Source organism: Pseudoalteromonas citrea, assembly GCF_000238375.3.
Classification (GTDB): domain Bacteria; phylum Pseudomonadota; class Gammaproteobacteria; order Enterobacterales; family Alteromonadaceae; genus Pseudoalteromonas; species Pseudoalteromonas citrea.
Genome location: NZ_AHBZ03000012.1, coordinates 208,042 through 222,250, shown reverse-complemented (window position 1 = coordinate 222,250; position 14,209 = coordinate 208,042). Strand labels below are relative to the sequence as shown.

Here is a 14,209-nt window from a genome sequence, read left to right as displayed (position 1 = left end):
TTTGGATAAAACACGCATATTAATTGTTGAAGATGAGCCTAAGCTGGCAGATATTCTGAGTAAGTACTTAGTAAAAGCAGAATATGAGACGCACATTGTGGCGGATGGTGCTGATGCTGAAAGTGCTTTCTCGACATTTGATCCGCATTTAATTTTACTGGATATCATGTTACCGAATGTAGATGGTATTGAAATTTGTAAAATGGTGAGAGCCAAGTCGACAGTACCAATCATAATGACGACCGCAAAAGTAGAAGAGATTGATCGGCTACTTGGTTTAGAAATTGGTGCAGATGATTATGTATGCAAACCCTATAGCCCGAGAGAAGTGGTGGCTCGTGTGAAAGCGGTATTGCGTCGAGTGGCATTAAACAACAACGGTCACAAGCATGATATTGAAGATAAGCTTAAGCTTAATGAAGACACGTTGTTTGCGTCATTTTTGACCAGTAGCGTAAGCCTCACCCATGTTGAATTTTTACTTTTAAAGTCAATGCAAGCTCATCCAGGGCGGATATACAGCCGTGATAAGTTGATGGATCATATTTATGATGATGATCGCATTGTCAGTGACCGCACCATTGATAGCCATATAAAGAAAATCCGCAAAAAGTTACACGGTATTGCGCCTGAGCATGAGTTTATTCATTCAATTTATGGTGCTGGCTATAAGTTTGAGGCACAAAGCGAGTAATTGGTGGCGTAAATCACGTAGTAGATTATTTAATCACTGCTGTATTTGATCTATATATGCAGTGGTAAGCAAGATGAATTACCTCATGGGTTAACTTCACCTCCCGCCTTTTATAAAAATCCCCTTAGTCGATAATTGATCGCAGTTTAGCTGCGCCTCCAATTCGAGCTTTACATCAAGGTGGAGGAGTGTGAAAATGCGATGTACCTATTTTGCTTCACTTAATAGGTTCATGGGAAATGTGTAAACTTCTGTCAAAAGTCCAATCTAGACATAACTAAATGATGAGGAAAAATGAAATATTCTATTTTAGGTGTAGCCGCTTTATTACTGCCTTTATCTAGCTATGCGCAAATGCAGTTCAGTTCTGAGCTATTACTGGGTAAATCTCAGAACGATATTCATTCTAGTATTGAGCTTAACAATAAGAAAAAGCACTATTCATCAGATCTTGTGACGAACTCTTTGGGTGTGAGAGTTGGTGTAAAGTTCTCTGACTATATTTCTTTTGAGCTTTCAAAGCATTTTCATGGAGACGGCAAAAACGAAGTGACAATGAATGTTTATGCGCCTTTAGATTACCCATCTTTTCAAGTGAGCGGTGAAAAAATAGAACCTATTTCAAGTTATAAATTACCCGTTCCAATTGAGCTTGAGTCTACCCGGCTGGGTATTAAAGCTCAAACACGTTTATTTGATACGCTGTCAGTCAATATGAGGCTGGGTATAGCCCAGTGGGGTTATCAAGCATCGACACCTGCAAGACTGACCTTCTCCAGAGCTGGGTATGACATGCAAAAAAGTGGTAATGATGTATTTTATTCAGTTGGTTTGGAACACCAAATAACTGAAAACTGGTATGTTGGCTTTGAGTATTCACTAATGAGAATTAACGAAAGCGACGTATACGTAGAGATAGACAGTATTTCTCGTAGCTACCAACATGATGTAAAAGAGGCCTCGTTTATCCTCGGTTGGCAGTTTTAAAGTAGTTTAAGGGAGTATGCAAAGCTCATTGATTCATGCACTATGAGTCAACCTTAAGTCAATGCGTCACTCCCTCTAAAAAATAATAAATAGGCCGTAGAGAAGGGGATAGCTTGCCCTGTTTATTACAAACCCGACCTAGTGTTACTCGGCTTTTTCATTGTAGGGTTCAGCTTCTCTTAACTGAAAGCTAAATTCAGTGCCCACACCGACTTTACTCTGTACTTTAATTTCAGTTTGAAGGAGTTTAATTAACCGCTCAGTGATAGCAAGACCAAGGCCCGCATGAGACTTTTTACAGCCTTTAGAGTTACTGGCTCGATAGCGGGCTTCAAAAATGTAAGGGAGCTCTTTTGCTGAAATTCCCACTCCGGTATCACTGACCGAGACAGCAAGGTGATCACCATGTTGACTCACTTCTATAGAGATTGCGCCATGTTCATCGGTATGACGCAGTGCATTTTCGATTAAATTGGTCAGGATCCGCTCTAGTTTACCAATATCCGAATAGGCTTTTATGTCACAGACAGTAGGCGATATCGTTAATGAGATGCCCAATTTCTCAGCGCGAATTGCAAATTTAGCCATTACATCGTACAACAGTTCCCCCAAGTTGAAGACTTCAAACTGCACGTTTGCATGGCCAGACTCTAAGTGGGCTAATTCAAAGATTTGGTCAATGAGAGATTTGAGTTGGTCGCAGTTTTTTAGTGCAACCCCCAAATGCAGGGCTTGTTGCTCTGGATCATGTTTTTTCAGCGAAATAATTTCGAGGTAGCCTTGCAATGATGCCAAAGGGGTACGTAAGTCATGAGATAAGTGCGCCAATAATTGGCGGCGTTGATCATCTAATTCAGCAAGTTGCTTTACTTGAAAGTCAATGGTTTTGACCATGTTATTGACACTATCGCCAAGTTGGTGCACTTCGTTGCTATGGGCTTTATTCCAATCAAGTAAGGTGATTTTACTGATATCAAATTGTGCGTGTTCTAATTGTTGTATGTGTTCAGTTAACGCAGCAACGGGGCGGGTTAAATATTTAAAAAGTAGCAACAATGCGGTGAGTAAAAATCCCAAGGCCAGACCTAGCCAGCTTAGTCCCATAATTAATTGGTCATTACCTTTTACATTACTGATAATTGAGTCATAGAGCTTTGAGCCGATAATAACGTATAAATAGCCTTGCAGAGTATCACCATTATACACAGGGGCGACCGAAAATATTTTTTCTCCACATTCGCTACGCGGATCGTCACCATATACGGGAAGTTGTTCGGGTTGCTCAATTAATTTAATGAGTGGCACAAGATTAATATTCTGACGTTTGACTTCGCCGGGTTTGGCTGAGTAGGTAAGTAATTGTCCACTTGGATCGACAAAGTAAAATTCAAATGACGGACCAAGTACCATTAAAGTGTGAAATAAGTTTTCAAGTGCTTTGTAATCATAAACACCCTGTTTGAGTAATGGGTTGTCGCCGACTAGGTGTTCCGCTAGCCCCATATGAAGCTGTTGTTCCGCTTGGGCACGCGATACTTGTGATAGGGCTTGTGTCCACCAAATAAATAAAGACGCAATTAAAATGAAAATACCAGCCAGCGACATAGCAAGTTTATGATATAAAGACAGTTTCATGGCTTAAGCCTGTGTTAGTTGTTTAGCGTTGAGCTTATAGCCGACGCCCCAGACGGTTTCAATTACGCCTTGCCCGCCATACTTTTCAAGTTTACTGCGCAACCTATTTATGTGTGAGTTTACGGTGTGTTCGTAACCCGAATGTTGATAACCCCAGACTGATTCAAGTAGTTGCGTTCTCGAAAAAACTTGACTCGGGTGCGCTGCAAAAAAATGTAGTAGCTCAAATTCTGTTGCAGTTAAATCCAAAACTTGAGCCCCCAAATTGGCCTCATGACAGACAGTATCAATACTCAATCGACCGAGCTGTAAGGGGGCTTGTTCGGTTTGCGCATGTTGATTTTCTGTGGCTTGAAGTAACCGTATATGCCGCAGTTGTGCTTTCATTCTGGCTTGGAATTCTCGATAACTGAACGGTTTACAAATGTAGTCATCAGCGCCCATCTCGAGTCCAATAATGCGGTCCATTTCACTGCTTTTAGACGTTAATAACACAACGCTAATATGAGGAGTAGAGGTCTTAATTTCTCTACAGAGCGTTAAGCCATCAACACCTGGCAGCATAATATCGAGTAGCACAATGGCATAATTTCCTTGTTGTAACTTATCCATTGCGCTTTCTCCATCAAACACATGATCAACGTCCAATGATAATTCAGTTAAATGAACTTGTAGAAGACGCGCAATATCTTGGTCGTCTTCTACAATCAGTACCTGTTGTTGCATAATGTGGCCTTTTTATCGCCCACACAGTGCGTATAGGCGTTATTTAACTCTTGTTATGGTTACGGCCATGAGCGGGTTGTCGAATTTATGCTCAGAGGTTAGTACTGACGTACTTAATCCATCATCATTACTTACGACACCAAGGTGCATAGCCACTTTATCAATGTCATCACGCACTGCATTAAAGCCTTCTCCACCGTCTGCTGGGCCAGGCATTGAGCCACTGCTTTCTGAGTTAGCTTCTGTCCCTGAATCATAGGCTCGGGTGTGCATTTTGGCGTAGTCGCCTACCGCCATGTGAGACACATCGATGCTATTAAGACCGGTAAAGCCATCATTTGTATTCACCATCATGCTAATTAACGAGATTTTTTGATCAGTTAAACTTGTTGTCGTCAGCATTAGCTCGGTCATTTTACCTGGCCCAAGCGGTGCATCACCTGATGTAGAGGCGTTAACAACAGACAAGCCAAGCAGCCCTGAATTATCGCCACCCTCGGCCAATTTCTCTAGTTCTTCACTGGCCATTTCACCTATTGTCCAAAATTGACCACTGGTGTGTAATGCCGCGCCAAGCGGTGATAGTGGTTGAGCATTGGTTAAATTAAGCGCTGTAACTTTAAACTCATACTGTGTTGGTTCAGGCTCTGGAGTAGGTGGTACCGGAGTGATTGTCGTATTGTTATCATTATCGCTGCCACATGCAGCTAATAACAAACAAGCAAGTGGAATGATGGGGGTAAACTTATTCATAATATGCCCCTTATTTAACCGTTACTGTCACTTTAGCAACAGGGTTTAACCAGCGGTGAACCGTGTTGTGTAAGTCGCTTTTTCCACCAATGGCTTCATCATCACCAACGTTACCGCGATGAATGTGCACCATAGTGTTGGTTTCCATGGTTGTTAGGCCGCTGCCTTGGGTGCCCGGTGCTGCGCCTGGAGAGGCTGGGATCCCAGGAGTACCCGGTGCACCAGAGCCATCAACGACTAATTCGTTATTCGCTTCGGTGCCTGCATCATATGCATTTAGATATATGTGGTAAGTGCCAGCCTCCGTTGGGATTGTCCAACCGTCTAGGCCAACAAAACCGTCATTAGTTGGCAACATCATAGCGACAATAGACAAGGTTGTATTACTGTCTGTGGTTGTTAAGCTGCCCATTGTTGTACTCGCTGGTGCTAATAAGCCTTCGGCTGGGTTGGCTAATTTATTGGCATTGATACTATCAAGTGTTGCTGACAGTGCATCAATGCTACCCCCTTCTGCCATGGCTTGAAGCGCATCAGAGGCAGCTTGGCCTGTTTGGAATAAATGTGCATCACTACTATGCGCACCGATTAATATTGGTGTGAAGTAAATCCCTTGGGTGAGGTTAGTGATTTTTACATCTATATCAGCGGCATGTGCTGCTGACATTGCCAATAAACTGCTCGTGCATACAAGTGATAGTAATTTTGCCTTCATGATATTCTCTTTCTTGGTTGTTATGACAGGACTAAGAATGCAAGTGAAATGTCTCGCGGGCTTCACCGAAATATCACGTTTTTATCACAATCTTGGCGCAAGTTAGTCACAGTACTTTTAGTTGTTGATTTTGGTATAAAAAGTCGCATATGAGTGCGACTTAATTTTAATAAATAATTTTATTGCCAATAGCCCAGCGCCATTTCTGTGGTAAATCCTGGGCCAAATGCAGCTAAAATACCTTGTTCCATGCTGCTTCTTTGAGAGAATTGCCGTGCAAGTACATCGATGACTGCAACACTTGAGGTATTGCCTGTATCTCTTAGGCATGCGCGAGAATGCGTTAGTGCATCATCTGATAGTGCTAAGCAGCTAGTTACTTCGTCTTGGATACGTCTTCCACCGGTGTGAAAGATATAAAAATCTAATTCGTTAGGCTTCTTTTTTGCATTATTGGTAATAAATTCGTCAATGTGTGGCGCCGCTTTGGAGATAGAGTGCATCACGTCTTTATCTAGCGAAAACTTAAATCCAGAATCGGTTAATGTGTATTGTATATAGGCTTCGGTATCACGCATAAAGCAACTTTGATTGTGCGTGACATGAAACCCGCTGCAATCGTTATCTGCGCGCATGACGACGGCGGCAACACCATCTCCAAATAATGAGTCGGTAATAAAATCTTGCAGTCGATCTGCGCTGCGATGAAAACACAATGACGAGGTTTCTAAGGCAACGATCAGCACATTATTACGCCTTGATGCTTTACAGTGCTCTGTAGCGCGGTTGATGGCGGATGCACCAGCAACGCAACCAAGCTGTGCAATTGGTAGCTGAATGGTTGTTGCTGGTAAATCTAAGTCATTAATCAAGCAGGCGGTTAACGACGGCATCATAAATCCAGTACAAGATGTAACTACCACCATTGTTATGTCTTTGGGCTTTAATAAAGCTTGATCTAACGCTTTTTTAGCAGCTTGACATGCCATGTCTCGGGCTTGCAGCTCATAAATGGCACCTCGTTCGCCAAAATCTTGTAACGTTAAAATTTGCTCAAGTGGCAATATCATATGTCGTTTTTCAATGGCTGAATTTTTGATCATTTTGAAAGCTTGCTGCTTGTGTGGCGCGTCATGATGCAAGTTATCTAAAAACGACAACATATCTTGGTTAGTGACAATATTTTCAGGGTGTAATATGGCAGGTCTGGCGAGTGTGGGCATGTTATTTTCCTTAATCAAGTTGTATAGAGGTTTGTGCACTAGCCACTTACCTCGTTGGTTGCATTAAGGTTGGAGTATTTTGTTATTTAATTCATAACGAAATTATAACAATTAAATAACAATATTGTTTTTTACGTATAACAAGAGCATATTGAGTTGTTTAAAGTACAAGCTACTTCATAGGCACCGAGCCCTCATAAAAGTATCAGTACTGTCAGTAGAGTTAAGTTAATAGTGACTAATGCTGCAATACCCACACGTAATCGAAAATTTCTTTTTTGTAATTGATGATTACTTTGGTTGCTATTTTGAAGTTCAGCTTTACAACATGTATGGCCAGACACCAACTGTGTATAGCTGTGTGCTGCTGTAATGAGTTCATGATTTTTTGTGGTTAAAGTGTGCTGAATGTTTTGTATCGTAATACGTTGTTGATTAAGTTGTTGCTGTGATTGAGAGCGGTGTCTGATCAGCTGAATGGATAATCGTTGTAATCGGCTAACATGTCGTTCTAAGCGTTTATTTACTGAAGAAAGAGTAAGGAGCTGTAACTGTGATCGCGCTTTTATTCGCTGTAACTTTTCAAAAAATTTATTCGTTAAAGCTTTATACCGGCACAGTTGTAACTTGAGGTGCTGGTTTTCTTCTTTGAGCGATTGTAGTTCGCTGTTCTTTTTGAAAAGGTGGTGTTGAAAAAAAGACGTGATATTTTGTGTTGTATGTTGGCTTTTGGGTCTGACGGACATAGAGTGCCGCGCTTTAATCGTAGTATGTGGCTTCATTGTTTGATCCTTTAAACTTAGTTTGACGCTGCAAAATGAATTGCTCAATCACAGTAATAATTCATTACATGTCATCCATTGTAAGTTTGCTTGCTGACAGAACACTTAATAGATGTGTACTTGGGTAAAAAGGTGTTAATTTTTTCTGGTTTGCATGATGTAGCGCTCACATAGTTCTGCACACGCAACATCGGTGACTGGGTTTTGACTGCTGCTGGCGCGGATCAAGACAATATCAACGATAGGTAAAGCTGGTAGCGTGTCACACGTTAAAGGTGTTAGGTCTCCAATACTGAGCTGCGCCATAGCACCAATTGCAAGACCACTTCTGACAATGCCGCGTTGTGCACTTGCACTGCCGCTGCATGCAACGATTTCAAAAGCACGGTTTTGTTTATGTAGCCCGTCAGTTGCTGATTGATGAAAGCGACAATCGCGTTGAAATATGGCAATGGGTAATGGGGTTTGACAATGGGCGTTAAACAGTGGGTTGTGTGTCCATACACCGGGGCTGGATTCTAATTTATAACCTTCTTCTATTTCTGAACCCCGGGTAATGATCCCTAAATCGAGATGACCGCTGTCGATCATAATTTTGACTCTATTACTGGGTGTGCAAGTAATTTGCAAATCGAGATTGGGCCAATAGGCGTGAAGTAAGGAAACGAGTATTGGTAATACTGATTCAGCATAATCGTCAGGGCAGCCTAAGCGCAGTAATGTACTTGGCTGAGCTGTATTCATTTGTTGTAAGGTTTCGTCATGTAATTGCACTAACTGTTTGGCGTAGCGCGCAAATATTTGACCATCGTGTGACAAGTTGAGCAGCCTACCTTGTTTTTGAAAGAGTGTTTTATTTAAATCGTGCTCCAACTTTTTCATCTGCATACTGATGGCCGATTGTGTTCTGTGAACTTGCTTTGCCGCACGGGTAAAGCTGCCTGTTTCGACAAACGCGAGAAAACTTCTTAATGCATCAATATCCATAACATCTCTTAACCTATCAGATATGTTGATAGGTTATATCAAAATAATCCGTTAGTCAGTATCAAAAATAGTGGTTAAGTTAATAGTCACTTAAATAAGGTAAGGTCAGGCTATGCAGCTATTTATAGGGAACAAAAATTATTCATCATGGTCATTGCGAGCATGGTTAATGCTTGCTAAATCAGGGGTTAACTTTAGCGAGGTAAAGCTTATTTTAGATACGCCTGAGTTTTATAAGCGCCTTGAGAGTGTGACTCCAGCTTTAAAAGTACCCACGTTAATTGATAATGATATCGCGGTATGGGATTCGCTGGCAATTTGTGAATATATCAACGAAGCTTACATGTCGGGTACTGGCTGGCCATCTGAACAGTTGATGCGAGCAAAAGCGCGTGCATTGGCGTGCGAAATGCACTCAGGCTTTAATGGCGTTCGCAATGAGATGCCGATGAATATTCGTGCAACACGGTATGTTGAGTTAAGCGAACAAGCTAAAAAAGACATTGCTCGGATAGAGCAAATATGGAGTGAGCAAGTTCAAACATATACTCAGCAAGGAGAATGGTTATTTGGGCAGTGGTCAATCGTTGATGCCATGTTTGCGCCAGTGGCTTTACGCTTTAAAACCTATGGCATTACTTTAAATCAAGATGCATCACGCTATATGAAAACAGTGTTAAATTGTTCTGATTTACAATGTTGGATAGCTGATGCACTAAAAGAAACGGACATTGTTGCGATTGATGAAGCGGGCCAAGAACGGGAGTCATAATATGAAAACAATAGGCTTAATTGGCGGCATGAGTTGGGAGTCTACGGCCAGCTATTATCGAATAATTAATCAGGGGATTAAAGCGCGTTTAGGCGGCTTACACAGTGCGAAAATTGTGTTGAACAGTGTTGATTTTGCAGAGGTAGAAGCGATGCAACAAGCTGGTGATTGGCAGTTAAGTGCTGACTTATTAAAAGGCTCAGCACGCAGTTTAGAAGCCGCTGGAGCACAGTGTATTATGATATGCACTAATACCATGCATAAAGTAGCAGATGATATTGCTGCGGCGGTGTCTTTGCCTTTAATACATATCGCAGATGCGACAGCGCAGGTACTTATTGCTAAAGGCGTGACCAAAGTGGCTTTGCTTGGCACAAGGTTCACGATGAGCGAGACTTTTTATACATCAAGGCTAGAGCAGCGAGGTGTTGATGTCTTGGTACCTACCAATGCAGAGCAGAAAGTAATTCACGATATTATTTATCAACAGTTATGCTTGGGTGATATTAGGGATGATTCTAAACGACAGTATCTTGATATCATTAACTCGTTACAACATCAGGGGGTACAAGGCGTGGTGTTAGGCTGCACTGAAATAGGGTTATTAATCTCTCAGCAAGATACAGATATTCCCTTGTTCGATACGGCTGAAATTCATGCTAATGCCGCGGTAGAGTTTGCTTTAAGTTGATGGTGTGTTTGGGTCATGTCAACAGTATTAACAATGGAAGTTAATACTGTTGTTTTCTAACCTCAGGTTTGGATAAGGGTTTTGGAATAGAAAATGTTTTGAAAACAAACTTACGTACAATCCAATGATGATATTTTGCTCAATATCAAGGCGCTTTTGTGCAGTTATAGCGGGCTATTACAAATGAAAGCAACGCCGAGAGTGAGAAAAATAGCTTTATTGGGCAAATTCGCTTATCCAGAGCTGAGGTTATCAAGATAGGTTCATACTTTAAGTGCATAATTAATATGAATAACAGGCCATTAGCCGATTGATTTAGTAAGTTGTTAGGTTATTATCAAGTTCATCAGCCCTATTAAATTTGAGCTATGGATACGTCACCTAATCAGCACATTCAAGCTATTGTGCAAACAATTAAAACCGAAGAGCAGCGAGTACGGTCACAATTTTCGATTTTGGCTTATCAAAATATACTTGGAGCGTTGTTTTTACTAGTGTCTCTGTCAGGTATGCTAGGTGTAGCGTGGTTGTATTATATATCGTATTTACCTGCTTGGTTGAGCATATTTACCATCGCGCTTTTGACATCTATCGCCCATGAGGTCGAACATGACTTGATCCACAAACTGTATTTTAAACGCCATCCCCTGATCCATAACGCGATGATGTTGATAGTGTGGTTAATGCGACCAAATACGGTGAACCCTTGGTATCGACGAACGATTCATTTACATCATCATAAAGTCTCGGGAACTGAACAAGATTTAGAGGAGCGCTTGGTTGGAAATGGAGCAAAAAACCCCGTATTTAGGTTTATCGCAATTGTTGACGGTTTATTAGGGTTAATCATCTCTCGAAAGCAACTTCAACGAGAAGTAGATGGCTTTGGGTTTTTTACCGTTTTCAATGCTGGTTTTCCAATTACTACTGCGTATTTTGGTATCTTATATGGATTTATTCTTTTCCATGGCTTTGATTGGCTGCAACAAGGCACAGTTACTTACCCTACATGGCTAATTCAGGGGATGGTGTGGGTCGATTTTTTAATGGTGATCTTAATAGCGCCAAATATTATTCGCTCTTCAAGCTTGAACTTTGTCACCTCCTCTATGCATTATTACGGAGGCGTGCGTAATTTATTACAGCAAACCCAAGTGCTTACCCATTGGGTATTTGCACCGTTTCAGTTATTTTGCTTTAATTTTGGGTACACACACACCATACATCACTTTTTACCCAATCAACCTTTTTATATCCGCCAATTAATTAGTCGGCGGATATTGCCGGTTATGAAACGTCATGGTGTACGTTTTAATGATATCCACAGCCTTCAACGGGCTAACTTTTACCATGCGACAGAGACAGCGTCAGTCAAACACGAGTAACCTGAACCTTTGCAATGTTTCAACAGGAGGCTAGACAGAATTTACACTATACTTTGATGAGCGATAGCTGGGTCTAAATTGGGGTCAACTACATTATTTATACATATATTCATGGTGTAATTTTGTCAGCGTCTATGGAATAGGGTGGGTAACTTGAATAAGCTAGCTGTTGTTTTTTTTGCGTGTGTTACACACTTTTTGCTTGTCAAATTTGGTAGTCAGTTTTTAGTCCCGTTTGGATATGCGAGTGTGATCTGGCCTGCGGCGGGGATCGCTCTTGGGTTGTATTTGTTAAAAGGCTGGCCAATTTTGGTTGGGGTTTTCATCTCTTTGCTTTTTTCACTTTCGCAAGACCCGTTAATCACAAGTTTACCAGTAGAAGCCGCTTATGCTCTCGCCTTGTTGAGTACTGTGCAACTTGTTGTCAGTCGCAGGTTAGTTTTACTGTTTTCTCAAGTGCCTATTCGCATCTCAGTGCCTTATGAAATCATTAAATTCTTACTACTTACAGGGCCTGTTGCCACATTCGTAACAAGTACACTGATGTATTGTATTTTGAGCTATTTCTTGGTCCTTCCACAACAAACATTACTGTATATTGGGGTGACAAAATGGGTGGGGGACTCATTAAGTATTGTATTATTAACGCCGGTTTTTTTATTTTTATATCCGAATATATTCGTTAAAAAAGCTCGTAAAGCAGCTGCTGCAATTATTACTAGCTTGTTGAGCTTTTCACTTATTTGTTTTGTGTACTATGTCTCTAATCATGATTATGAGCGAGATCAAAAACAGCAATTTGTAAATGGGACGGCCTCATTTGTTGAGCAAATCAACAGTACGCAATCAACGATTAAGTTGTATTTAAAAGCACTTGAAGCGTACTTTCAGGCTAGTGAGCAAGTGAACCAACAAGAATTTAGTGCATTTACCTCTATTATTCAAAATACCTCCGTTAAGGTACGTGCTATTGGTTGGATACCTTTAGTGACCGAGCAGGGTAGGCCACAGTTTGAATCTAGTATGAAAACGCTCTACTCAGATAACAAGGGGATTAAACAGTTAACGTCAACAGGGTTTCAAGCTGCACCGAACCAGCCCTACTATTTACCCATTTATTTTACTTCGCCATTACAAGACAACCAGTCAGTAATTGGGCTTGATGTGTCTACTCACCCCATCGCAGGAAAGAGCATTAAGCAGGCGATCGCGAGTCAAGATTTTGCAGTGACAGATATTTTTGCGCTAGTACAACAGCAAGACAAAAAAGATGGCGTTGTGGTTTATTATCCGATTTTTAAAAAGGGGCAGGCGGCGAATCTAGATTCTTTACTTGGGCTTGTGGAAGTCGTGCTTGAGTTAAAGTTATTACTTGATCCTATGTATACATCAAATGAAGAAGCTGTATTTACGTATCAAATTAGCTTTGGTGAGGGAAATGTATTTACCCATCCGTATTATATTGATGAACACTTTATTACCCATCACGTTAAATTCGCTTTGTTTGATAAACAGGGGGTCATTAAATTTTCGAGCACTGATAGCTTTGCGGTTAGCTTAATTAATTGGGTCGACTTTATCATTGTGCTTGTCGGGTGCCTATTAGGCGTTATCTGCGTGATGTTTGTCTTTTTTATTGTCTCCTTTAATGCCAGCTTAGAAAAAAAAGTTAAGGCCAGTACTCAAGAGTTAACTGAAAAAAACAGTGAACTGATATTAGCAAACGATGCAAAAAACCTGTTTTTGGCCAATGTCAGTCATGAGTATCGCACGCCGTTAAATGCCATTGTCGGGTTTACTGAGTTGGCTACTAAAGAAACGGAAGACCAAGTTGCGCTAGATTATTTAGCACGGATCAGCGACGCATCAGCAATATTGTTAAGTACCGTCAATGACGTGCTTGATTTTTCTAAAATGCAGGCAGGGCAATTAGACCTTGACTCAAAAGTCTTCAAGCCCGAAGAAGTGACGAGTTCCGTGATTGGAATGCTTTCACATTTAGCTGCTGAGAAATCGATTAAAATAGAATTTACGCATGACGAACAGTATACGGCGCGTGTTGAAGGTGATGAGCTTCGTTTTAAGCAAATATTAATTAACTTACTCAATAACGCACTTAAATTTACACCCAAAGGCAGCATTCAGATCGATTGTAAGTGTATTGAACAAGACGATGGGTATAAGGTGCTAACGATTAAGGTCATTGATACTGGTATTGGTATTAAAGCTGAGGACCAACAGCGGTTGTTTAATGCATTTGCACAAGCACAAAGCTCAACCACACGAAAGTATGGCGGTACGGGTCTGGGACTCTCTATTGTAAAGCAGCTTTGTCGATTAATGCAGGGTGAAATAACGGTTGAGAGCCAAGAAGGTGTTGGGAGTGAGTTTACCGTTGTATTAAAACTCAAGGGGGTGACAGAGTTACAAGCAGCATTAGCGCATCATGAGGCTGAGGTCGTACAGCAAGTTTACGACTATGAAAATATGAAAGTACTGGTTGTTGAAGACAATAAGATCAACCAAATTGTGGTGCAAAAGCATTTACGAAATTTAGGGCTTGGGTGTGATTTTGCTAATGATGGGCAACAGGCGCTAAATTATTTAAAACTACAAAAGCCAGATTTAATTTTAATGGACCTACAAATGCCGGTCATGGATGGCTTCACTGCCTCTAAACATATAAAGAATGATGAGAATCTCAAGCATATTTCAATCGTGATCCTGAGTGCGAGTGTAGGCAAAGAAGAAAAACAACAAGCTGCGCTATTAGGTATTGAAGATTTTATTCATAAGCCCTATCAACAAAGTGACTTGGAGCGGGTACTTGCAAAGTATGCGAATTAAATCGACTTTGTA

At 41.0% G+C, this 14,209-nt stretch carries 13 protein-coding genes; 6 read left to right on the top strand and 7 right to left on the bottom strand.

Going from position 1 to position 14,209, the window contains the following annotated elements; genetic code table 11:
* Position 1: 1 nt before the first annotated feature.
* On the top strand, positions 2–694 hold the full coding sequence (locus tag PCIT_RS01090; protein ID WP_010364780.1) for a response regulator: 693 nt from the start codon (positions 2–4) through the stop codon (positions 692–694).
* A gap of 294 nt (positions 695–988) precedes the next feature.
* On the top strand, positions 989–1,681 hold the full coding sequence (locus tag PCIT_RS01085) for an outer membrane beta-barrel protein (protein ID WP_010364779.1): 693 nt from the start codon (positions 989–991) through the stop codon (positions 1,679–1,681).
* 144 nt (positions 1,682–1,825) lie between these two features.
* Here the strand turns inward: PCIT_RS01085 and PCIT_RS01080 are convergent, their stop codons facing one another.
* The 7 genes from PCIT_RS01080 to PCIT_RS01050 form a co-directional block, all read right to left on the bottom strand.
* Complete coding sequence (locus PCIT_RS01080) at positions 1,826–3,316, bottom strand: sensor histidine kinase (protein ID WP_010364778.1); 1,491 nt, start codon at positions 3,314–3,316, stop codon at positions 1,826–1,828.
* A gap of 3 nt (positions 3,317–3,319) precedes the next feature.
* Entirely contained in the window at positions 3,320–4,042 is a 723-nt protein-coding gene (locus PCIT_RS01075) for a response regulator transcription factor (RefSeq protein ID WP_010364777.1), read from the bottom strand.
* Positions 4,043–4,081: 39 nt separating this feature from the next.
* A complete protein-coding gene (locus PCIT_RS01070; RefSeq protein WP_010364776.1) occupies positions 4,082–4,795 on the bottom strand; it encodes a spondin domain-containing protein in 714 nt (237 codons plus the stop codon).
* A gap of 10 nt (positions 4,796–4,805) precedes the next feature.
* Positions 4,806–5,510 carry a spondin domain-containing protein gene (locus PCIT_RS01065; RefSeq protein WP_010364775.1) on the bottom strand — a complete coding sequence of 235 codons (705 nt, stop codon included), beginning with the start codon at positions 5,508–5,510 and terminating at the stop codon, positions 4,806–4,808.
* Between the two features lie 179 nt (positions 5,511–5,689).
* Entirely contained in the window at positions 5,690–6,733 is a 1,044-nt protein-coding gene (locus PCIT_RS01060; protein ID WP_010364774.1) for a type III polyketide synthase, read from the bottom strand.
* A 194-nt stretch (positions 6,734–6,927) separates the two neighbouring features.
* Positions 6,928–7,515 carry a hypothetical protein gene (locus tag PCIT_RS01055; RefSeq protein WP_010364773.1) on the bottom strand — a complete coding sequence of 196 codons (588 nt, stop codon included), beginning with the start codon at positions 7,513–7,515 and terminating at the stop codon, positions 6,928–6,930.
* Positions 7,516–7,650: 135 nt separating this feature from the next.
* The gene (locus PCIT_RS01050) at positions 7,651–8,502 is read right to left on the bottom strand and encodes a LysR family transcriptional regulator (protein ID WP_010364772.1); all 852 of its coding nucleotides are present in this window, start codon (positions 8,500–8,502) and stop codon (positions 7,651–7,653) included.
* 112 nt (positions 8,503–8,614) lie between these two features.
* Between PCIT_RS01050 and PCIT_RS01045 the strand changes: the two genes are divergently transcribed.
* The 4 genes from PCIT_RS01045 to PCIT_RS01030 all read left to right on the top strand — a co-directional run bounded on the left by PCIT_RS01045 (position 8,615) and on the right by PCIT_RS01030 (position 14,197).
* Positions 8,615–9,274, top strand: a complete 660-nt coding sequence (locus PCIT_RS01045) for a glutathione S-transferase family protein (RefSeq protein ID WP_010364771.1) — start codon at positions 8,615–8,617, stop codon at positions 9,272–9,274.
* A 1-nt stretch (position 9,275) separates the two neighbouring features.
* A complete protein-coding gene (locus tag PCIT_RS01040) occupies positions 9,276–9,965 on the top strand; it encodes an aspartate/glutamate racemase family protein (RefSeq protein ID WP_010364770.1) in 690 nt (229 codons plus the stop codon).
* A 368-nt stretch (positions 9,966–10,333) separates the two neighbouring features.
* Positions 10,334–11,350 carry a fatty acid desaturase gene (locus PCIT_RS01035; RefSeq protein WP_010364769.1) on the top strand — a complete coding sequence of 339 codons (1,017 nt, stop codon included), beginning with the start codon at positions 10,334–10,336 and terminating at the stop codon, positions 11,348–11,350.
* Between the two features lie 153 nt (positions 11,351–11,503).
* Positions 11,504–14,197: an ATP-binding protein gene (locus PCIT_RS01030; RefSeq protein ID WP_162144405.1), complete on the top strand. Its 2,694-nt coding sequence runs from the start codon at positions 11,504–11,506 to the stop codon at positions 14,195–14,197.
* Positions 14,198–14,209 lie beyond the last annotated feature (12 nt).